22 protein-coding genes are annotated in these 20,905 nt (G+C 60.6%); 11 read left to right on the top strand and 11 right to left on the bottom strand.

The window, feature by feature from the left end:
- Positions 1–78 precede the first annotated feature (78 nt).
- The 4 genes from KW824_RS20360 to KW824_RS20345 form a co-directional block, all read right to left on the bottom strand.
- Positions 79–531 carry a cytochrome c5 family protein gene (locus KW824_RS20360; RefSeq protein WP_043132658.1) on the bottom strand — a complete coding sequence of 151 codons (453 nt, stop codon included), beginning with the start codon at positions 529–531 and terminating at the stop codon, positions 79–81.
- Positions 532–805: 274 nt separating this feature from the next.
- A complete protein-coding gene (tdh, locus tag KW824_RS20355) occupies positions 806–1,831 on the bottom strand; it encodes an L-threonine 3-dehydrogenase (protein ID WP_043132655.1) in 1,026 nt (341 codons plus the stop codon).
- A gap of 89 nt (positions 1,832–1,920) precedes the next feature.
- Positions 1,921–3,111 (bottom strand): glycine C-acetyltransferase, encoded by a 1,191-nt coding sequence (locus KW824_RS20350; RefSeq protein WP_043132653.1) that lies wholly within the window; start codon positions 3,109–3,111, stop codon positions 1,921–1,923.
- A 184-nt stretch (positions 3,112–3,295) separates the two neighbouring features.
- Positions 3,296–3,940: a TetR/AcrR family transcriptional regulator gene (locus tag KW824_RS20345; RefSeq protein WP_218410857.1), complete on the bottom strand. Its 645-nt coding sequence runs from the start codon at positions 3,938–3,940 to the stop codon at positions 3,296–3,298.
- Positions 3,941–4,086: 146 nt separating this feature from the next.
- On the opposite strand from KW824_RS20345, the gene rfaD reads away from it, so the two are divergent.
- The 5 genes from rfaD to KW824_RS20320 are packed head-to-tail and all read left to right on the top strand — an operon-like array spanning position 4,087 to position 9,609.
- Positions 4,087–5,046, top strand: coding sequence for an ADP-glyceromanno-heptose 6-epimerase (gene rfaD, locus KW824_RS20340; protein ID WP_025325251.1), 960 nt, complete (start codon positions 4,087–4,089; stop codon positions 5,044–5,046).
- A 49-nt stretch (positions 5,047–5,095) separates the two neighbouring features.
- Positions 5,096–6,859 carry a polysaccharide deacetylase family protein gene (locus tag KW824_RS20335; RefSeq protein ID WP_218410856.1) on the top strand — a complete coding sequence of 588 codons (1,764 nt, stop codon included), beginning with the start codon at positions 5,096–5,098 and terminating at the stop codon, positions 6,857–6,859.
- A gap of 23 nt (positions 6,860–6,882) precedes the next feature.
- Entirely contained in the window at positions 6,883–8,205 is a 1,323-nt protein-coding gene (locus KW824_RS20330) for an O-antigen ligase (protein ID WP_256351445.1), read from the top strand.
- Positions 8,186–8,917 carry a glycosyltransferase family 25 protein gene (locus KW824_RS20325; protein ID WP_182786949.1) on the top strand — a complete coding sequence of 244 codons (732 nt, stop codon included), beginning with the start codon at positions 8,186–8,188 and terminating at the stop codon, positions 8,915–8,917. Before KW824_RS20330 ends, KW824_RS20325 begins: the two co-directional genes overlap by 20 nt.
- The gene (locus tag KW824_RS20320; RefSeq protein ID WP_043132643.1) at positions 8,914–9,609 is read left to right on the top strand and encodes a glycosyltransferase family 32 protein; all 696 of its coding nucleotides are present in this window, start codon (positions 8,914–8,916) and stop codon (positions 9,607–9,609) included. The genes KW824_RS20325 and KW824_RS20320 overlap by 4 nt, the downstream gene beginning before the upstream one ends.
- Before the next feature lie 25 nt (positions 9,610–9,634).
- Here KW824_RS20320 and KW824_RS20315 read toward each other — a convergent pair whose 3' ends face one another.
- The 4 genes from KW824_RS20315 to KW824_RS20300 form a co-directional block, all read right to left on the bottom strand.
- Positions 9,635–10,684, bottom strand: coding sequence for a glycosyltransferase family 9 protein (locus KW824_RS20315; protein WP_218410854.1), 1,050 nt, complete (start codon positions 10,682–10,684; stop codon positions 9,635–9,637).
- Between the two features lie 215 nt (positions 10,685–10,899).
- Complete coding sequence (locus KW824_RS20310) at positions 10,900–12,156, bottom strand: PTS ascorbate transporter subunit IIC (RefSeq protein WP_218410853.1); 1,257 nt, start codon at positions 12,154–12,156, stop codon at positions 10,900–10,902.
- Positions 12,157–12,216: 60 nt separating this feature from the next.
- Positions 12,217–12,504, bottom strand: a complete 288-nt coding sequence (locus KW824_RS20305) for a PTS sugar transporter subunit IIB (RefSeq protein ID WP_043132641.1) — start codon at positions 12,502–12,504, stop codon at positions 12,217–12,219.
- A 32-nt stretch (positions 12,505–12,536) separates the two neighbouring features.
- On the bottom strand, positions 12,537–12,980 hold the full coding sequence (locus tag KW824_RS20300) for a PTS sugar transporter subunit IIA (protein WP_218410852.1): 444 nt from the start codon (positions 12,978–12,980) through the stop codon (positions 12,537–12,539).
- A gap of 252 nt (positions 12,981–13,232) precedes the next feature.
- Here KW824_RS20300 and KW824_RS20295 point away from each other — a divergent pair, with 252 nt between their 5' ends.
- From KW824_RS20295 to KW824_RS20285, 4 genes are all read left to right on the top strand, one after another.
- The gene (locus KW824_RS20295; RefSeq protein ID WP_043132637.1) at positions 13,233–14,255 is read left to right on the top strand and encodes a LacI family DNA-binding transcriptional regulator; all 1,023 of its coding nucleotides are present in this window, start codon (positions 13,233–13,235) and stop codon (positions 14,253–14,255) included.
- A gap of 30 nt (positions 14,256–14,285) precedes the next feature.
- Positions 14,286–15,266 carry an MDR family oxidoreductase gene (locus KW824_RS20290; RefSeq protein ID WP_218410851.1) on the top strand — a complete coding sequence of 327 codons (981 nt, stop codon included), beginning with the start codon at positions 14,286–14,288 and terminating at the stop codon, positions 15,264–15,266.
- A 72-nt stretch (positions 15,267–15,338) separates the two neighbouring features.
- On the top strand, positions 15,339–15,461 hold the full coding sequence (locus KW824_RS21050) for a hypothetical protein (RefSeq protein ID WP_081934617.1): 123 nt from the start codon (positions 15,339–15,341) through the stop codon (positions 15,459–15,461).
- 178 nt (positions 15,462–15,639) lie between these two features.
- Complete coding sequence (locus tag KW824_RS20285) at positions 15,640–15,984, top strand: DUF2799 domain-containing protein (RefSeq protein WP_371166203.1); 345 nt, start codon at positions 15,640–15,642, stop codon at positions 15,982–15,984.
- 48 nt (positions 15,985–16,032) lie between these two features.
- Here KW824_RS20285 and KW824_RS20280 read toward each other — a convergent pair whose 3' ends face one another.
- On the bottom strand, positions 16,033–16,263 hold the full coding sequence (locus tag KW824_RS20280) for a hypothetical protein (protein ID WP_218410860.1): 231 nt from the start codon (positions 16,261–16,263) through the stop codon (positions 16,033–16,035).
- 15 nt (positions 16,264–16,278) lie between these two features.
- On the bottom strand, positions 16,279–16,713 hold the full coding sequence (locus tag KW824_RS20275; protein WP_043132631.1) for a flagellar basal body-associated FliL family protein: 435 nt from the start codon (positions 16,711–16,713) through the stop codon (positions 16,279–16,281).
- 145 nt (positions 16,714–16,858) lie between these two features.
- Here KW824_RS20275 and KW824_RS20270 point away from each other — a divergent pair, with 145 nt between their 5' ends.
- Positions 16,859–17,410, top strand: coding sequence for a chorismate lyase (locus KW824_RS20270; protein WP_218410850.1), 552 nt, complete (start codon positions 16,859–16,861; stop codon positions 17,408–17,410).
- A complete protein-coding gene (gene ubiA, locus KW824_RS20265; RefSeq protein WP_218410849.1) occupies positions 17,407–18,270 on the top strand; it encodes a 4-hydroxybenzoate octaprenyltransferase in 864 nt (287 codons plus the stop codon). The genes KW824_RS20270 and ubiA overlap by 4 nt, the downstream gene beginning before the upstream one ends.
- A gap of 61 nt (positions 18,271–18,331) precedes the next feature.
- Here the strand turns inward: ubiA and plsB are convergent, their stop codons facing one another.
- Complete coding sequence (plsB, locus tag KW824_RS20260) at positions 18,332–20,755, bottom strand: glycerol-3-phosphate 1-O-acyltransferase PlsB (RefSeq protein WP_218410848.1); 2,424 nt, start codon at positions 20,753–20,755, stop codon at positions 18,332–18,334.
- Between the last annotated feature and the right edge of the window lie 150 nt (positions 20,756–20,905).

The raw sequence follows: 20,905 nt of genomic DNA, 5'->3' as shown, positions 1-20,905 counted from the left end.
CTCCCGAATTAGCTCACCTACAAGCGTAGTCGGAAGTGATTGGATTTAAAGGGCTGCAATAGGAGCCCTTTCAACCACTTAGAGCTTGTCGATCATGTAGTGAATGGCGTTTTCGATCTCTTCGTCACTACAGGCTGCGCAGGTTCCCCGTGCCGGCATCATGCCAGCTTTGCCGGTGAAGCCTTCGATGGCATGCTTGCGCAGGGTCTCGAACCCCTGGGCAATGCGTGGTTCCCAGGCGGCCTTGTCCCCGCGCTTGGGCGCACCGGCCGCGCCGGTATCATGGCAGGCAAAGCAGGCGCCCTTGAACACAGTCTCGCCATCACGGGGACCGGACGAGGCAGCAGCCGGGGCGGCCGCGGCCGTCGCAATGCCTTCCAGATCCTTGGCGGTGTAGACCTGACCGACCGGTGCTATGCGCTCGGCGATGGCTTCCGTCGACATCTCATCGGCGGCAAAGACGGCGCCGGACAGGGTGGCGGCAGCCATCCCGGCAGCCAGCAAATAGCTCAGTTTTTTCAACACGCTCATGTACTCCCAGCAGGCTCTTATTATCCCTAGAAAACGACGGGATTATAACCGAATAGTTACAGGCATTTAAACGCTTGTGTGTGAAGTGTTAAGCAATCTGCGAACAAAGTTTCTGCGGCGGCAGTGGCCGCAGGCAAGGCAAGAGCAAAAAGAAACCCGGCTTTCGCCGGGTTTTTGCAATCAGCCGTGAAAAAGGCTGACTTGTCTCCACTCAGGATCCCGGTGCCGGACCGGGCCTTCGCACCTGACATCCACAAGCCGTTGTCCAGGCTTCTCAATCCCAGTTCAGGATCACCTTGCCGGACTTGCCTGACCCCATGGCTTCGAAGCCCTGCTGGAAGTCATCGATGTGGAAGTGATGGGTGATGATGGGGCTGAGGTCCAGGCCAGACTGGATGAGGCTGGCCATCTTGTACCAGGTCTCGAACATCTCGCGGCCATAGATCCCTTTGATAAACAGTCCCTTGAAGATCACCTTGTTCCAGTCGATGGCCATGGTGGAGGGGGGAATGCCGAGCATGGCGATCTTGCCGCCGTGGTTCATCTTGTCGATCATGTCCTGGAAGGCGCTGGGCACGCCGGACATCTCCAGCCCCACGTCGAAGCCTTCGGTCATGCCGAGTTCGGCCATCACATCGGAGAGCTTCTCCTTGGCCACGTTGACGGCGCGGGTGGCGCCCATCTTGCGGGCCAGCTCCAGCCGGTACTCGTTGACGTCGGTGATCACCACGTGACGGGCGCCCACATGGCGGCAGACGGCGGCAGCCATGATGCCGATGGGGCCGGCGCCGGTGATGAGCACGTCTTCACCCACCAGATCGAAGGAGAGGGCGGTGTGCACGGCGTTACCGAACGGATCGAAGATGGCGGCCAGCTCGTCGGGGATGTTGTCCGGCAGCTTGAAGGCGTTGAAGGCCGGGATCACCAGGTATTCGGCGAAGGAGCCCGGGCGGTTGACGCCGACCCCTATGGTGTTGCGGCACAGGTGGGTGCGGCCGGCGCGGCAGTTGCGGCAGTGGCCGCAGGTGATGTGGCCTTCGCCGGAGACGCGATCGCCGATGGCGAAGCCGCGCACTTCCTGGCCGACGGCGACCACCTCTCCCACATATTCATGACCGACTACCATGGGGACCGGAATGGTCTTCTGGGCCCACTCATCCCAGTTGTAGATGTGCATGTCGGTGCCGCAGATGGCGGTCTTGCGGATCTTGATCAGCAGATCGTTGTGGCCGAGCTCGGGAGCCGGGACGTCCGTCATCCAGATGCCGGCTTCTGATTTGAGTTTGGAGAGTGCTTTCATGACAGATTCCTCACGGCGCTGTGCCGGGTACAGAGGGTAATAAAATGGGGCCCAACCTTGGCCCCCGTTTTAATCAGCTAGCCATGTGATCAAATCACACCGAGCTCGCGGCCGATGCGGATGAAGGCATCGATGGCCTTGTCCAGCTGCTCGCGGGTATGGGCGGCAGACATCTGGGTTCGGATGCGGGCCTGGCCCTTGGGCACCACGGGGAAGGAGAAGCCCACCACGTAGATGCCGGCGGCCAGCATGCGGCTCGCCATCTCGGCGGCCAGCTTGGCATCTCCCAGCATGACCGGAATGATGGCGTGATCGGCACCGGCCAGGGTGAAGCCGGCGGCGCTCATCCGGGTGCGGAAGTACTCGCTGTTCTCTTTCAACTGAGCGCGCAGCGCGTGGCCGTCGGCCAGCATGTCGATCACCTTGATGGTGGCCGAGACGATGGAGGGAGCCAGGGAGTTGGAGAAGAGGTAGGGACGGGAGCGCTGACGCAGCCAGTCGATCACCTCTTTCTTGCCAGAGGTATAGCCGCCGGAGGCGCCGCCGAGCGCCTTGCCCAGGGTGCCAGTGATGATGTCGACCCTGTCCAGCACGCCGCAATATTCGTGGGTGCCGCGGCCGTTCTCGCCGATGAAGCCCACCGCATGGGAGTCATCCACCATGACCAGAGCATCGTATTTGTCGGCCAGATCGCAGATGGATTTGAGATCGGCGATGACACCGTCCATGGAGAAGACGCCGTCGGTGGCGATCAGCTTGAAGCGGGCGCCGTCGGCATTGGCCTGCTTGAGCTGGGCTTCCAGCTCGGCCATGTCGTTGTTGGCGTAGCGATAGCGCTTGGCCTTGCACAGCCGCACGCCGTCGATGATGGAGGCGTGGTTGAGCGCATCTGAGATGATGGCGTCTTCGGCGCCGAACAGGGTCTCGAACAGACCGCCATTGGCATCGAAACAGGAGGAGTAGAGGATGCTGTCCTCGGTGCCGAGGAAGGCGGACAGCTTCTGCTCCAGCGCCTTGTGCTGATCCTGGGTGCCGCAGATGAAGCGCACCGAGGCCATGCCGAAACCGTGGCTGTCGAGCCCCTGATGAGCGGCGGCGATAAGATCCGGGTGGTTGGCCAGCCCCAGGTAGTTGTTGGCACAGAAGTTCAGAACCTGCTCGCCACCCACTGCAATCTGGGCCTGCTGAGCCGAGGTGATGATGCGTTCCTGCTTGTATAGCCCTTCCGCCTTGACCTGTTCGAGCTGCTCGGCCAGGTGACGATAGAATCCGTTAGACATCCTCGGTCCTCATTGACTGTGTCGACTGTGTTATCAGGATCTTGGGCCGTGCGAGGCGCACGGACTGACGTCGTCGCGGTCGTGACGAAACGTCGACAGACCCTGGAATGGGCAACATTTTACTGCAATCGCTGCGCACCAATTCAAATTTTTATGCTGATATTCAACAATTGTGAAACAGATCTCACCCTGCTGGTTGGGCCAGTTGGTGGTAGTGCTGCTCCAGTTGGCGGATCTGGGTGAGCACCTGGGGCTGCACATAGGGGCGCAGCAGGAAGAGCACCCGCAAGACCCCCTGATAAAGCAAGGGCTTGGTGATACGGGTGGCGGGTGCCTGGGCTATCTGGAACGGGATCCAGCAGGTGACCACCATCTTGATGGTCTGGCCAAGGTCGGGCAGGTCTTCGTCGCTGACGTCTATGATGCCGCCCTCGCGCAGGCTTCTGAGCAGCGCCTCCACGGCGGCGCGCAGCTGCTCCTGAGCCTTGAGGTATTTGTGCTGCAAGGGTTCGTCGCGACTGAGGATGTCCGGTAGATTTGCGTAGAAGAAGCGGAACTGCCACATCAGATAGAAGATGGCATCCAGATAACCCATCAGATCTTCCAGCTTGATCTCGTGGCTGCGGGCCGGGGTGAAGCTCTCGCTCAGGTGACGGGCGTACTGATCGAAGATGGAGTGGATGATGTCTTCTTTATTACGGAAGTGGTAATAAAGGTTGCCCGGGCTGATGCCGAGATGGGCGGCAATGTGGTTGGTAGTGATGTTGCGTTCACCCTGATCGTTGAACAGCTCGGTGGCGCTGTGGATGATCCTGTCTCTGGTCTTCATCGCTGATCCCTCTGCCGGGCCCTGTGCGCCGAGGTCGAATCCCCTGGCGGCCCGTGATAAACTTTTCGGCAATTTCAAATTGGCCCACTATACACAGCTTTAACAGGCAGTCACACGGGGCCATCAACGTACGCGAGGCAAACTCCATGATCGTAGTAACTGGCGGTGCTGGCTTTATCGGCAGCAATCTGGTCAAGCAGCTGAACGCTCAAGGACGGACAGATATCGTGGTCATCGACGACCTGACCGACGGCACCAAGTTCGTCAACTTGGTCGATCTCACCATCGCCGACTACATGGACAAGGACGAGTTCCAGGCGCGGATCGTCTCCGGTGACGAGTTTGAAGAGTGGGATGGCGGCATCGAGGTGATCTTCCACGAAGGTGCCTGCTCCGCGACTACCGAGTGGAACGGCAAGTTCATCATGGAGGTCAACTACGAGTACTCCAAGGATCTGTTCCACTACTGCATCGAGCGGGAAATTCCGTTCATCTATGCCTCCTCCGCCGCGACCTATGGCGGTCGCAACGACAACTTCATCGAAGATCCCAAGTTCGAGCAGCCGCTGAACGTCTATGGCTACTCCAAGCAGCTGTTCGATCAATACGTGCGCCGCTGGCTGCCGGAGATCGACTCCCAGGTGGTGGGTCTGAAATACTTCAACGTCTACGGCCCGCGCGAACAGCACAAGGGTTCCATGGCCTCCGTCGCCTTCCACCTCAACAACCAGGTGAAGCAGGGGGACAATCCCAAGCTGTTCGAGGGCTGTGACGGCTTCCCGGACGGCGGCCAGATGCGCGACTTCATCTATGTGGACGACGTCTGCAAGGTGAACCTCTGGTTCTGGCAGAACCCGCAGCACTCCGGCATCTTCAACTGCGGCACCGGCCGGGCCGAGCCGTTCCAGAATGTGGCGGAAGCGGTGATCAAGCATCACCAGCAAGGCGCCATCGAGTACATCCCTTTCCCGGATCACCTCAAGGGTCGCTATCAGAGCTTCACCCAGGCAGATCTCACCCGTTTGCGCGGCGTCGGTTATGACGGCGAGTTCAAGACAGTGGCCGAAGGCGTGGCCGATTACATGGCCTGGTTGAACCGGGCTTGATCCCCCTCTGACGGGCGGCCCTGGCTGCCCGTCGATCGGATGCGCTTGCATGAACATATTGATGGCACTCTCCCAGCTCGAAGTCACGGGAGCTGAGGTCTATGCCACCACGGTCGGCAACGAGCTGACCCGGCGTGGTCACAACGTCTTTTACGTGTCAGATACCCTGACCAAGCCCACGCAAGGGCCCGTATTCAAGCTGAGGTTCAACAAACGCAGCATACTGCGCCGCTTCTGGCATGTGTTTTACCTCATCTATCTCATCAGGAAGCACCACATCCAGCTGGTCCATGCCCACTCCCGCGCCTCCGGCTGGAGCAGCTATGTGGCCTGCAAGCTGACCGGCACCCCCATGATCACCACAGTTCATGGTCGTCAGCCGGTGCATACCTCCCGCAAGGCCTTCCATGCCCTCGGCTATCGGGCGGTTGCCGTTTGTGAAGATATCGCCCACCAGATCATCGACAATCTGGGGGTCGACCCTGCGATCGTGCAGGTGCTGCGCAATGGTGTAGAAACCGACAAATTCCAGCCTGTGCCTGCGCCGGAGAATCCCAAGCCGGTGATCGCTATCATAGGTCGACTGAGCGGCCCCAAGGGAGAGCTCTGCTATTGTCTGCTGGACGAGGTGCTGGATCTGGACGCCTGCCAAGTCCGAGTCGTCAGCGGCACCAAGGTGCCGGAGCGCTTTGCCCGATTCCAGGACAAGGTCGACTTCGTCGGCTATGTGGATGATGTGCCCGCCCTGCTGGCACAGTGCGATCTGGTGATCGGCGCCGGCCGGGTGGCGATGGAAGCCCTGCTGTGCGGCCGTCCGGCGTTTGCCATCGGCGAGGCCAAGGCCATCGGGCTGGTGACCGAACAGAATCTGGACGAGGCGTTGGCCAGCAACTTCGGCGACATAGGGCCCCAGGATCTGGCCATCGATTTTGCCGCGCTGAAGGGGCAGATTGCCTCAGCCCTGGCGAGCAAGAGCGTGCCGGGTAGTCTGCGTCAGCGGATTTTGCAAGAGTATGACTTGCAAGGGGTCGTCACCGGACTGGAGTTCATCTATCAGGATGCCGTGGTGGAAACGCTGCGCCGGGAAATGCCGGTCATCATGTATCACCGCTTCATCGAGCAGGAGAGCGAAAAGGGGGTGCATGGCACCTGGCTGCCCGTCGCCATGTTCGAGAAACATCTCAAGTTGATGAAGTGGCTCGGTTACGAGACGCTGACGTTCGCGGATCTGGCGGACAAGGGCTTCATCCACCGCCTGCAATACGGCAAGAAGTACCTGATGATCACCGTCGACGACGGTTATCGGGACAACCTCACTCGCATGCTGCCCCTGCTCGAAAAATATGGTTACAAAGCCGTGGTATACATAGTGACCGGCGAGGATCACAATCGTTGGGATGTGGAACACCCGACCCACCCCGATACCCCGGTGGCACTGATGAGTGGCGATGAGATCAAGGCGCTGGTGGCCTCCGGTCACGTGGAGATTGGGGGTCATACCCTGACACATCCGCGCCTCAGCACGCTGGCTCCCGCGCAGCAGGAGTACGAGATCAGGACCAACAAGGAACGGTTGGAGCAACTGCTCGGCCATTCGCTGCTGTCGTTTGCCTACCCTTACGGGGATCTGAACGAGAGCGCGAAAGCCCAGGCCGATGTGGCTGGCTACCGTTATGCTGTGGCCACCAACAGCGGCCCCAGGGCCATGCACCAGGATCCGCTTCAGATCCGTCGGATCGCCATCTTCCCCCGCACCGACATGTTTGGGTTGTGGCGCAAGATCCGTGGCAACTATGTGTTCAGAAAATCTTGATGGGAAAATACACATTGTCCTGGATGAAAGATCAGACCCTGTCGACGAATCACGATTTTCTCGGCTTTTTTCATGGCAAGGCGTTTGGCAACTTCATCTTCCTGAATATTCTGGGTTACACCCTGTTCAAGGATTCGATACAGCTGATCGCCGATGTCTGCCAGACCATCATCGTCTTCGCTACCTTGCTGGCATTCTATGTGGATAGAGCTTTTTTCATCAAAAACAGAGTCTTTCAACTGCTCTGTCTGGCCGTGGTGGTGCAGTCCCTGAGCTGGGCGTCATCCCGATATTATGTCCATGACTATGCCCTCAAGTACCCTTCGGTAAAGTCGATGGCCTATCTGTTCTTCTTCCTCGGTCTTGCCTACTGGCTGAAAGGGGAGCCGCGCCGCATCGTTATCACCTTGTTGACCTTCTGCGTCGGGGTGGTCTTCACCTTTGCCTACCACTCGGCCTTTTTCTCCATCTTCGAGACGGGGCTCGACGGCGCCAGGGTGGATTTCAATTACCGCAATGCCCAGCATGGCTCTTTGATCGCGGGCGCCTGCTTTCTGTTTTTCGTCCTGTTGCTGCTCACCTCAAGATTCAAGAAGCTGTCATTGGCCAATGCCGGGATCCTGCTCGGCATAGTGCTGTTCGGCGTTTTCTCCATTATTCTGCAATCCCGCCAGTCCTGGCTGGCCATCTCGGTATCGCTCGCGATTCTCCCTCTGCTGGGGGATGGCGAACATTGGCCAACCCGCAAGGTGGTGATGACCTACGCCATGTTGCTGCTGACCATGCTGGCCCTCTATCAGGTCTCGTTCATCAGGGAGAGGGTGTTGTCGGGTTTTGTGCATCAAGGGGATATGCATGCCATATTGACGGGCAACTGGAACGAGGTACGAGACTTCAGCATAGGGGTGAGATTGAAGACCTGGCTCGAGGCCATCCAGTGGTTCCTGGCACACCCGCTCTTCGGCACAGGATATGGCAGTCAATCACTGGTCATTACCCTGTCCAAGACTCTGCCGGATTACATCACCCGGGAGTTCCGTCACCTGCACAACTCCAACATGGAGACCCTAGTGTGCTGGGGCATTGCCGGATTCATGGTGCTGTATGGCACACTCTTCACCGTGGTCCGTCAGGTGCTGTTCTGTTCGCTCTCTTCGCGTTTCATCAAGATGTTGACCATCTCTTTCATCATCTATTGGCTCATCATCAACAACTTTGAATCCTTTTTCTACATGCGCTCCGGGCAGTGGGTATTCAGCGTCTTCATGGGCGCCATCTACTCGGTTGCACTGCATGGGGAACTGAATCGGTTTGCAAAGGAAGCTCATGAAAATTTACGTCATTAGCCTGGATAGGGCCGTCGAGCGGCGTCGTCGCGTCGAGTCCGTCCTGGCGGCCAGAGGCATCGAATTCGAGTTCTTCAGTGCCGTGAATGGCTTTGAAGGTCTCCCCGAACGGTTGCAGGCGTTGCCGGATGACCAGCACAGGATCCGTTTCAGGAGTCGGCCCCTGACCCCCGGGGAAAAAGGCTGTTATGCCAGCCACTTCCTGTTGTGGGAAAAGTGTGTCGAACTCAATGAACCCATCCTTATTCTGGAAGATGATTTCCTGCCTACCCAGTACTTTGAAGAGGTGTTGAAGACCCTGCCGAAGGTTCATGAGCAGTATGAGTATGTGAAGGTGGAACCCCAGGTCGGGTCGGCCACCGCATTGACCACCATAGACAACATGCAGCTGATGTTCTGGCACAACAACTCATGCTGGACCACGGGGTACAGCATCTCTCCCCAGGGAGCCCGCCGTTTGCTGGCCCACAGTCAGCGGTGGCTCTGCTCGGTAGACAACTTCATCGGTGAGTCCTATCGCACCGGGCTCATCTGCACCGGCCTTATCCCCTATGCCATCTACAGCCCGCGGGACATGGGCAGTGACATCCAGAATCAGGTTGAACTGAAGAAGGTGCCGCTGGGATTCAAGTTGACCCGTGAGCTGTACCGCTTCTACCGGTTCATAAGAATGACGCTGTGGAACGTGAAGCACTGTGGGGGCAAGTCATGAGCGCGACCAATAAAACCATTCATGCCATCTGGCTGGGCAACCGGCTGCCGCCCCTGGCGCATGTGTGTATCGACGACTGGCGAAAGCAGGGTTACGACTACAAGCTGTGGCTGGATACGGACCCGCAGATAAAGCGCTGGATCCAGGAGTGCACCTTTGCCCGGGAGTGCTACCAACGGGGCTTGCTGGCCTTCGTGACCGATTACCTGCGCCTCAAGATCCTCACCCAGGAAGGGGGCCTCTATCTGGATACCGATGTCACCATCAACCAGGATCCCTTCCCGCTCTTCGAGTCAGTGGCCTTTGGCGCAGGCTACGAATCCGATCGGCTGATCGGCACCGCTGTCATCTACGCCAGGCAGGATTCCGCCATGTTGTCCGAGCTGGTGCGGTTCTATGAAGAGGAGATTATGTCCTCCCCCATGTACATGGGGCCCGAGATCATGACCAGACTGGTGTCAGAGAAGTTGGCGCAGTCCGGCGATGCCGCCCTTATCGCCCCGGTTCATTACTTTTACAACTATCAGGGGGAAGCCATTCATTTTGAGCCCGCCGCGGAGCGCTATATGACGCACTGGTTCCAGCACAGCTGGAAGCGTTCATCCGGCCTCATCTTCCTGCGAGCCAAGGCCAAGGGATGGTCCGGATATCTCTATGAGTGGCAGAAGGAGTTCTTCCGTCTGAGGAAGTGATGGCCTGACGCGGTCCGTCACCCGGTTACCCGACGGACATAGGGTTGGATGCCGACGCTTCTGGTTTGCCATGGGGTGATGCCACTTCGTCCCAAAGCATGCTCAACTGTCGTTGAACGGCCAGGACTTCCTGCTCGGGATCTTGGTGACTGGTATCGATGAATCGATAGCGGGAATGAGAGACGGGGTTGGCAATGGCGGAGTGCCCCAGGGGAGAGACTATGGTCAGCAGCGGTATGTCCAGCGCCTGCGCCATATGCCGTGGGCCAGTGTCGTTGCCGACGAACAGCTGGCAGTGGGCGATAAGCCCTGCCAATTCCCGCACCGAACGGGTCTGGACATGGTCAAACACGCTGGCTTGCAGCGCGGTGGGCAGCAAGGGCTTCAGGCTGCGGTTGTACGTTTCCTCCCCCGGCCCGCAGTAGATCAGGATCTGGGCATCGTGTTGCTCTATCAGCCAGCGTGCGACCTCGGCGAAACAGTCGATGGGCCAGCGCTTGTAGTGCCCAAGGGAGTTGACCCCCATGGCGATCAGCGGCCTGCCCGGATCTATGCCGGCGGCCTGCAGGGTCTCCCGTCCCCGTTGCTTTTCCTCATCACTCAGCCAGAGATAGTAGTTGCGATCCTCCTTGGTGAGACCGAGGGGTTTTAGCAGCGAGAATCTGTCATCCACCAGGGTGCTGTTACCCTGATGTTCGGTGTCGTGGCGAAAGCGGACGATGCGGTTGTGGCCGAGCCGCCAGGGGAAGGAGTCAAACCCGATCCGCAGTTTTGCCCCCGAGATGAGGCAGGTGAGCAGGCCTATCATCTGACCCTGGCTGTTGATCACCACGTCGTAGCGCTCGCGGCGAATGTCCAGCAGCAACTCTTTCATGTAGCGCCACTCGTTGCGGCGCGATTTCTCGATGACGATCAAGCGATCTATGTTGGGATTCCCCTCCGCCATCCCCGCGCAGTAATCCATGACCAGATAGTGAACCTCCCCGGCGGGGTCGTGCTGTTTGAGGTTGTTGCACAGTGCGGTGGAGATCAGCACATCTCCTATCTGTTTGGTTTGTACTACCAGGTATTTCATGGAAAGGGCCTCGAGCGAGGTCGGGTTGAACGTCAGCGCATCAGCATATCGCACTCCCCTGTCAGATGCTGCCGCTATGGGATGAAAATCCGATCCAACGCACTGTGTTTGCACATATTTTCGACGTTGTTCGGGCTGGCGGAGCCAGGCTGGCAGTGCGGGAAGGTTAGCGGGGGCATGGCACCGTCTGCCAGGCCCCCGATGGGTAAGAGTGATCAGCGTACGATAAGGCCCAACAGTATGCCCACCACGCCGAAGTCGGCATCGCTGAAGGTGGTGTTGGCAAATCCGAGATCCCCCAGCACTGGCAACAGGAACACCGGCAGGAAGGTGATCAGCAGGCCGTTGGCGAAGGCACCGAGCAGGGCGCCGCGACGGCCTCCGGTGGCATTGCCGAACACCCCGGCCGCTGCGCCGACGAAGAAGTGCGGTACGACGCCTGGAATGATGACGGTGAGCCCCAGCAGATAGAGCAGCACCATGCCCGCCAGGCCGGCGGCAAAGCTCGACAGGAAGCCGATCAGTACCGCATTGGGGGCGTAGGGGAAGACGATGGGGCAGTCCAGCGCTGGCTTGGCGTTGGGCACCAGCTTGTCGGAAATCCCCTTGAAGGCAGGCACTATCTCGGCGATGACCATGCGCACACCCTGCAGGATGACGTAGACACCGGCGGCGAAGGTGATGGACTGCATCAGGGAGAACATGAACCAGTGCTTGCCCTTGGCGACGCTGGCGACGAACTCGGGCCCGGCGAAGGCGGAGGTGATGAGGAAGATGATACCCATGGTGAAGGAGATGGCCACCGGGGTGTCGCGCAGGAACAGCAGGCTCTTGGGCACCTGCACCTCTTCGCTGCTGTGGGCCTTGTTGCCGAACTTGGCGCCGATCCAGCCGGCCAGCACGTAGGAGATGGTAGAGAAGTGGCCGAGCGCCACGTCGTCGGAACCGGTGATCTGCTTCATGTAAGGATGGGCCAAGGCTGGGAACAGCACCATGGTCACGCCGACCACCAGGCTGCCTACCGCGATCAGCGGGATACCGCTCATGCCGCCGGCGGAGAGAATGGCCGCCACCATCATCGACATGAAGAGGGTGTGGTGACCGGTCAGGAAGATGAATTTCCACGGCGTGAGGCGGGCGATCAGGATGTTCACCAGCATGGCGAAGAACATGATCATCGCCATCTCCTTGCCGAACGACTGCTGGGCGATGGAGACGATGGCCTCGTTGTTGGGGACCACCCCCTTGATGCCGAAGGCGTGCTGGAAGATGGTGGCAAAATCGCCGAGGGAGTTCACCACCAGGGTGGCGCCGGCCCCCAGGATGACGAAGCCCATGATGGTCTTGACCGTGCCCTTGATGCACTCGGTCACGGGTTTCTTCTGTGCTATCAGGCCGATGAGGGCGATCAGGCCGACCAGCACGGCGGGCTCCGACAGCACGTCAAACATCAGAAAATTGAAAAATTCCATGGTCAGCTCCAAGCGGATGGAAGCGGCGGCCTACAGGCCGCCCAGACAGTCATATCGAGGTTAGAGAGCGCCCAGTTCACGCAGGGCGATGGAGAGCTTCTCTTTCATGGCAGCTTTGTCGACCATGTTGTCTAGGGACACCAGTCGGCCATTGACTCCCATGCTGATAAGCTGCTCGGCGATGTCGCGGGTGGCCACGAACATCTCGGCGGTTTCGCTGCCGGCGGAGGCGAGATCCCTGTGATCCACTTCGGCGGTGACGCTCAGCTCCTTGAGGATGCTCTTGATGCTCATCTCCATCATCAGGCTGGTGCCCAGGCCGTGTCCGCATACAACCAGAATTTTCATTGTCTCTTCCTCTGTCAGGCGCTGGGCGCCACTCAGTAACGCGCCAGGATGCGCAAAATGTCGTCTTTGGTGTCGGCCGCCATGATGGCCGCCACATCTTCTTCATTCATGAACAGCTCGGCCAACTGGGCGATTGTCTCCACGTGGGAGTCGCCGTCGCTGGCGGCCAGGGTGATGAGCAGCCGGACCGGGTCATTGCCCTCGGAATCGAAGTTGACCCCCTCCTTCAGTACGGTCAGCGCCAGTCCCAGTCGGTTGACGCCGTCTTCAGGGCGGGCGTGGGGCATGGCCAGGCCCGGGCCCAACACGTAGTAGGGGCCGAGCTCCTCGTGGGAACGAAACAGCGCCGCCACATAGGAGGGCTCTATGGTGCCGTTGGCCAGCAGAGGGGTGGTGGCGAGCTCGATGGCATGGCGCCAGTCGCGGGCGCCCGCTTCGATGGAAATGACCTCCTCGGTCAGCAATTGGGTCAGCATGGCAATGTCCGGGCTGGATAAGATGGCGCCAATCTAGCGATCTTGCCGGCTGATAACTGTGAGCCTGATCGCGAAAGTTAGCGCTACCAGATAGCGCTAACATCGTTCTGTGATAGCGCTATCATTTCTCCCACAGAAGGGATTCATCTTGCCCTGTCACCCGCTCAAAGGAGGTAAAATCCGGTTTGAGCAAATAGTCAGTGCCCCGCTTTTGCCTTAAAGTGAGCACCCGTATGCCGAGGAAGGGAAAGGATGTCAGAAGCGAAGAAGCGCCGTAGCACGGGTCGGGTGACCCTCAACGAGGTGGCCCAGCTGGCCGGCGTGGGGGCCATGACGGTGTCGCGCGCCCTGCGCACCCCGGAGCTGGTGTCCGACAAGATGCGTGAGCGCATCGAGGCGGCGGTGGATGAACTTGGCTATATCCCCAACCGGGCGGCGGGGGCGCTCGCCTCCGCCACCTCCCAGACCATAGTGGTGATCGTGCCCAGTCTGACCGAGCGCGGCTGCGGCGACATGATAGCGGGTCTGCAGCAGACCCTGCTCGCCGAGGGCTACCAGATCATGTTGGGGGACGCGCAGCACCTGAAGCGGCAGGAAGAGAGCCTGCTCAACAACTTCCTGCAACACAATCCGGCCGCCGTGGTGCTGTTTGGCGGCGATCCCGGCGAAACCATACGCACACGGCTGCAGGCTGCCCGGCTACCGGTGGTGGAGGTGGGTGCCATGGCGCGCCAACCCATCGACATGAACGTGGGGGTCTCCAACTTCGACGCCGGCTATCAGCTGACCCGCCATCTCATCGAGCGCGGTTATCGCAACATCGGCTTTCTCTGTGCCCGTCAGGAGCAGTGGATGCTGCAACAGCGCATGCAGGGATGGCAGAAGGCACTGCTGGACAATTACCTCTCCCCCGATGCCATCATCAACACCTCCGAGCTGCCGAGTTTCAGCACCGGGGCCGCCATGCTGGGGGAATTTCTGCTGCGCTGGCCCGAGCTGGACGCGCTTATCTGCGTCAATGACGAGCTGGCGGCGGGCGTGCTGTTCGAGTGTCAGCGCCGCCACCTGAGCGTGCCGGGCAAGCTCGCCATCGCCGGTTTCGACGATCTCGATGTGGCGCGGGCCTGCTATCCGGCCCTCACCTCGGTCAGGATCCCCTATCACCAGATGGGGCAGGAGGCCGCCGATCTCATCCTGCGTCAGCTGGCAGGCGAGACGGTGGCCGGCCTGGCCCTGACCCTGGATTTTCAACTGCAAAGGCGTCAAAGCACCTGATGGGTGACGCCACAACATCGAGAGGCAAGCATGTTCAAGGCTCTGTTACTGGACAACCAAGATGGCAAGACCAAGGCAACCCTGACCCAACTGGCCGAGAGCCAGCTGCCGGCGGGGGAAGTGCGGGTGGCGGTGAGCTACAGCTCCCTCAACTACAAGGACGGGCTGGCCATCACCGGCAAGGGTAAGATAGTGCGCCAGTGGCCGCTGGTGCCGGGTATCGACTTCGTCGGCACAGTGCTGGAGTCGGCCGACAGCCGCTACCAGAGCGGTGACAAGGTGGTACTGACCGGTTGGGGTGTGGGGGAAGGACACTGGGGCGGCATGGCCGAACAGGCGCGAGTCAAGGCCGACTGGCTGGTGCCGCTGCCGGCCGGGCTGGATGAGCGGCAGGCCATGTGCATCGGCACCGCCGGTCTGACCGCCATGCTTTGCGTGCTGGCGCTGGAAGAGGCGGGCATAACCCCCGAGAGTGGCGAGATCCTGGTGACAGGGGCGGCGGGCGGAGTGGGCTCCACTGCCGTCGCCCTGCTGTCTGCACTGGGATATCGCGTCGCGGCCCTGACCGGCCGTCCCGAGGAGCAGGGCGCCATGCTGACGGCGCTGGGCGCCAGTCGCATAGTGCCGCGCAGCGAACTGCTGGAGCCTGCCAAGGCGCTGGAGAAACAGCTGTGGGCCGGTGCTATCGACACCGTCGGCAGTCAGGTGCTGGCCAAGCTGCTGGCCCAGATGAACTACGGCGGCGCCGTGGCGGCCTGCGGCCTGGCGGGTGGCTTCGATCTGCCGACCAGCGTCATGCCCTTCATCCTGCGCAACGTGCGGTTGCAGGGAGTGGATTCGGTGATGTGCCCGCTGGCGCGCCGTCAACTGGCCTGGCAGCGACTGGCGCGGGATCTGCCCGCCAGCTTCTTTGAGCAGGCGGTCACCGAGATAGGGCTGGAGCAGGTGGTGGAGGCCGCCGAGGCCATTACCCTGGGTCAGGTGGCTGGCCGTACCTTGGTGAAGCTCTGAGTGGAACCACTGGCGAGCCTCATGTTTCTGGATAGACTTTGAAGGCCGGTGCACTATCCAAGGAGAATGAGCATGGGTACGCAGACGCCGGATTTCGAGCTCGACGATGAGTGGGAGCCGGAATCCTGGGAAGACGAGCTGGAGGAGCTGGACGACGAGGACTGGCAGGACTATGACCCCCTCGACGATCGGTGACTCCCTGTAACGCATGAGGGCGGGCCTGGTGGCCCGCCCGATTTTTTGTCCGTTCGGCAGCATGCCCCTTGGTTGCCGCGCGAGGCTCTGGTTAGAATGAACTGCTCAAATGGCGCTGTGGGAAGAGGGATGCCCGTCAGGCCAGAGACGCCATAAACCACTCAAACAACGTCCAAGGATGATTATGCGCTCACTCGTCATCATGCTCTGTGCCACCCTGCTCGGGGGCTGTGTCTCCAACTCGGACGATCCCTGCGAAAAGGTGTGGAGCGACGTAGGGGAAGCCGATGGCAAGCTGGGGTTTGCCGATGACAGGGTGGCATTCCACCAGACCCAGTGCGGCGACAAGGTGGACGTTGCCATGTGGCAGCAGGGCCGCCAGAAGGGATTGGCCTGGTATTGCCGCCCGGAGCACCTCTATCTGGCCGGGCGATCCGGGGAGGAGTACCGTGGCGTCTGCCCCAATGACGTTCAGGCCCGTCGGCTGTTCGAGCAGGGCCGCCAGGGCTGGACCGATCAATAGGGCGCGGCCCGCCGAGTATTTCTCCTCAGACCCCGCAGAAGCGGGGACCTACTCCTCCTTGTTCTTCAGACGCAACGGCTGACACAGGTAGTCCTTGTCATTGGCGCTGCGGGCGCATTTGCCGCACACGAACTTGGGTTTGCGCAGTATCTTGCGCAGCGTCTTGAGATCGGCGGGGATCTCGTGACGGCGCCATTCACACAGCGTCTTGTGGCCCATGACGATGACTTCCTCGACAGTGAATGGGAGCGGTAGGGAGAGCAGACTGCCGGTCGGCACCCTGCTCGTTGTTCATTACTGATAAAGATACTTGGTGAAAATGAGCTCGCGTACCGCCTTCTTGCCGGTCTCTCTGACCAGCAGTTCGTTGACCTTGCCCTCGCACTCCTTGCGCAGCTCTTCCCGACTCACCAGGGACTTGATCTGGGCGCCCGTCTTGCTGCCAATCAGGCGGATGATGGCGTCGCGGATCAGGGGGTCGTGCTGCTCCAGCAACTTGAGATCGGCGGCATTTTCGGCCATCAGCTCCACCGTCACCCGCACATACCCCAGGGTTTTGCCATCGCCGAGGTAGTTGGTGATGATGTCCGGATCCAGCGCATGATAGGCGAATCCCGGCTGGACGGCGGCGGAGGCCGGATCGGCGGCCGCGTCCTCATTGGCGAAGGCGTGGGTATTCAACAAGGTACAACCCAGGGATAACACCAGCAGAATTCTGAAGATCTTCATCAAGATGGCTCGGCAGCGACGGATGCCCCATTTTTGATGCTGCCATCGGGGCCGTCAAGCACGGATGTTCTTACAATTCGCCATTGATTTACGGATAATAAACCGGATTTTAACCTGACAACGGAAATCTCCGGATGGTGAAGCTGTGAAGTCCGAGTTGACTGTTCCCCTCATCCAGCTCGTCCCCTGGCGGGTGCCCGCAGAGTGTGAGCCACCCGAGGCCTTGCTGCCCTGGCTGTTGGAGGCAGACTCCATGACCCGGCGCCTGCGGCGCTACAATAGTCACCTCTCGGTGCAACTGCTCGGCAATCGCAGCGTGCCACTGGGGGCGGACGAGCAGGTGTTGGTGGCCGTTGCCGATCCCGTGGGGATCTGCCGTGAGGTGATCCTGCACGGTGACGCTGGGCCGGCCATCCTGGGCTGGACCCTGTTTGCCGAGGCGGCGTTGCAAGGGAGCGGCCTGCAGGATCTGGGGGAGCAGCCATTGGGGGAGCGTATCTTCGGTGATGCACCGGCGCGGCGGGATCACCTGCAACTGGCCTGTTTCGAGATAGCGAGCAATCCCTGGTGCCAGGCCGCCACCGTCTGGGGGCGCCGCTCCCGTCTCTATCTGGGGCAGTGGCCCTTGCTGGTCCACGAACTCTTCCTGCCCTCGCTATCGTCTCATTCGCTGTCATCGCATAAGGAGCTGGAGTGAAGCTGTTAACCAAGGAGCGGGGACTGGCCTATGTGCAGTTGGCCCGCATCGACAAGCCCATCGGCATCCTCTTGCTGCTGTGGCCGACCCTGTGGGCGCTCTGTCTCGCGGCGGGCGGCCTGCCGGATCCCTGGATCCTGACCGTGTTCGTGGTGGGGGTTTTCCTGATGCGCTCTGCAGGCTGCGTCATCAATGACTATGCGGATCGCAACTTCGACGGCCACGTGAAACGCACCGCCGGCCGGCCGCTGCCCATGGGCCGGGTCGACGAACGGGAGGTGCTGATCCTGTTCGCCGTGCTGGCGCTCATCTCGTTCGCCCTGGTGCTGACCCTGAACCCGCTCACCATAGGCCTGTCGTTCGCCGGCCTGCTGCTGGCGGTCTGTTATCCCTTCATGAAGCGCTTCATTCCCATACCGCAGCTGGTGCTCGGGATGGCGTTCTCCTGGTCCATTCCCATGGCCTATGCGGCCCAGGCCAATGCCCTGCCGCCCGTGGCCTGGCTGCTGTTTCTCGCCAACCTGCTGTGGACCATCGCCTACGACACCCAGTATGCCATGGTGGACAGGGACGATGACCTCAAGCTCGGCCTCAAGTCGAGCGCCATCCTGTTTGGCCGTCACGACAAGCGGATCATTGGCGTGCTGCAACTGGCAACCCTGCTGATCCTGCTGGGGGTGGGCCAGCTGATGGCGCTCGGCTCGGGTTATTACTGGGGGCTGCTGGGGGCGGCGGCGCTGTTCGTCTATCAGCAGCGGCTGATCCGGGAGCGCCAGCGTGAAGCCTGCTTCCAGGCGTTCCTCAACAACAACTATGTGGGTGCCCTGGTGCTGCTCGGGGTTATCGCCCACTACCTTTGAGAACCCCTGTCGATAAAAAAGGCCGCATGATGCGGCCTTTTTGTTGGCTGTAAGATGGTGGTTAGAGCCGGTTTCCCGCCTGTATGGTGCGGCGGATCTTGTTGCTCAGCAGCGGCACTATGTTGTCGGCCAGCGCCTGGAAGCGGCCGAGATCCGGCTTGCAGCCGGTGTCCAGATAGCCTTCGTTGCGCAGGGTGTGGATCAGGGTGCTGAACAGCTTCTGGTCGAAGAACTCGGGGGCGTTGATGCCGTGCAGGGTGCCGAGGCGCTCCGCCATCATCAGGCCGTCCGCCTCCAGCTGCTCTGCCTCTATGCGGGGCTGGGCCAGCACCCGGGTCAGCACGATGGCGTAGCGCTGCAGCGTCTCCTGAATGCTCTCGGCCAGCAACAACAGGCGGGTCTGGTTGCCCGGATTGACCCAGTAGCCGCCGTCGCGCGCCTCGACCAGTTGCTGGCGTTGCAGTTCGGCCAGCAGGGCATCGACCAGCTCTGGCAGCTCCTCCTCTTGGTAGCGCAGGAACAGCTCCGTCTTGAGCAGCGGGTAGATGTCGACGCAACGGGCGACTATCTCGCCGCGGGAGATCCCCTCGCAGCGTTCGATCAAGGCCGCCACCAGGGAGGGCAGGGCGAACAGATGGAGGATGTTGTTGCGGTAGTAGGTCAGCAGGATTGCCTGATAGCGGTCCAGGCTGATGATCTGCCCGAGCTTGTCCTCACTCACCTCGAACTTGTTGAGCTCCATGGCCTGCTCCAGCAGGGTCTTCGCATCCTCACCCGGCAGGGTGCTCTGGGGGCTATAGGGCACCTGCTTGAGCAGGTCCAGATAGGTGTTGAGCTGGGCCTGCAGTTCGTCCCGGGTCAGGGCGTGGCGCTCGGCGGCCAGCAGCGCCAGGGCACTCAGAGTCAGGCCGTTGACGGCGGCGGCATCGTTGATGCGGGTCATCATCAGCTCGGCCAGCTGGTTGACGGTGGGGGCCATCCACTCCGGGCGCTCCTCCTTGCCGATGTGGGCCTTCCACTCCGGGACCTTCTCGTTGAGGTAGCCGTTGAGGGTCAGCGGCTCGCCGAAGTTGACGAAGCCGCGGCCATAGTTGCGCAGCTTGCGCAGTATGCCGAGCACCTGCAGGAAGCTCTCCTTCTCCTTGCGGCTGCCCTTGAGCTCGTTGTGGTAGGTGTTCACCTCCATCACGTGCTCGTACCCCAGATAGACGGGCACCAGGGTCACCGGCCTGTCCAGCCCGCGCATCATAGCCTGTAGCGTCATGGCCAGCATGCCGGTCTTGGGCGGCAGCAGGCGGCCGGTGCGCGAACGCCCTCCCTCGGTGAAGAACTCCACCGAGTAGCCCTTGGCAAACAGCAGGTTGAGGTATTCCCGAAATACCGTGCTGTAGAGCGGGTTGCCCTTGAAGGTGCGGCGAATGAAGAAGGCACCGCCGTGGCGGAAGATCGGGCCAGCCGGCCAGAAGTTGAGGTTGATGCCCGCCGCGATATGGGGCGGCACCATCCCCTGGTGGTAGATCACGTAGGAGAGCAGCAGGTAGTCCATGTGGCTGCGATGGCAGGGGACGTAGACGATCTCGTGCCCTTCCTGGGCGAGCTGGCGCACCTGCTCGGCCCCGTTGACCGAGAGGCCGCGGTAGAGCTTGTTCCACAGCCAGCCGAGGAAGCTCTCGCCAAGCCGGATCAGCCGGTAGGAGAAGTCGGAGGCGATCTCGTCCATGTAGCCATGGGCGCGCTTTTGCGCCTTCTCCAGGCTAATCCCCTCCCGTCTGGCCTCTTCTTCGATGGCCTGCTGAATGACGTTCGAATCGAGCAGCTGTTTGAACAGCAGGTTGCGGTTCGGCAGCTTGGGGCCGGTGGCCGCCAGCTGCTGGCGACTGAAGTGGGTGCGGGCAACCCGCGCCAGCTTGTGGGCGATGGCCTCGTCGGTGCCGTGCTTGTCCGCCATGTAGCGCAATGAGAGCGGCGGTGAGAAGCGCACCAGGTTTTCGCGCCCTTTCAGGATCACGATCAACGCCTTCTTGAGCCGGTTCGGGGCCAGGCTGCTGATGATGTTCCAACCGGAGGCTTCCTCGCCTTCCCGGCCGGGGGCGCGCCCCCAGAACAGGGTGACGGGCACCACCTGGATATCCAGCTCGGGATCCTGCTTGTGCAAGTCCAGCAGCTGGTGGAACTCCTGCAGGAAGGGCAGCGGCTTGTTGCGCGTGCCAAACAGGGGAGGCGGACGATCCAGACAGACGTAGCGCGGCAGCAGCTGGCCACCCAGCTCCAGCGGCGTGAACGGGCCGGGCAGGCCGAGATCCTCGCAGCACTGTTGCAGGGTCATCAGGTCGGTGATCGAGCTGGTCTTCAGGGCATAGACGATGGGTCTTGCCGGATCCAGCTTGAGTTCCGTGATGGGATTTTCCGGCAGGCTCTTGTGATTGACCAAGCCACTGACCGGCCATTGCAGGATGGCTCTGGAAATGTTCTGTCCAAGGGACATGTGCGTCTGCTCTCCAAAAAAATGCGGCGTGAGCATAGCAAATCACCGACGGCTTGTCGCCGAGAGGTAGGATGAGTGCCTTTTCAGGATAGAAGGTGCGGGATTTTTGCGACAAGGTGAGGACAAATATCAGCAACGCCTTGCCTTGGC

The organism is Aeromonas sp. sif0611 (genome assembly GCF_019218845.1).
Taxonomy (GTDB): domain Bacteria; phylum Pseudomonadota; class Gammaproteobacteria; order Enterobacterales; family Aeromonadaceae; genus Aeromonas; species Aeromonas media.
Note: the sequence above shows the minus strand (reverse complement) of the source record. Positions and strands in the feature narration are given on the sequence as shown.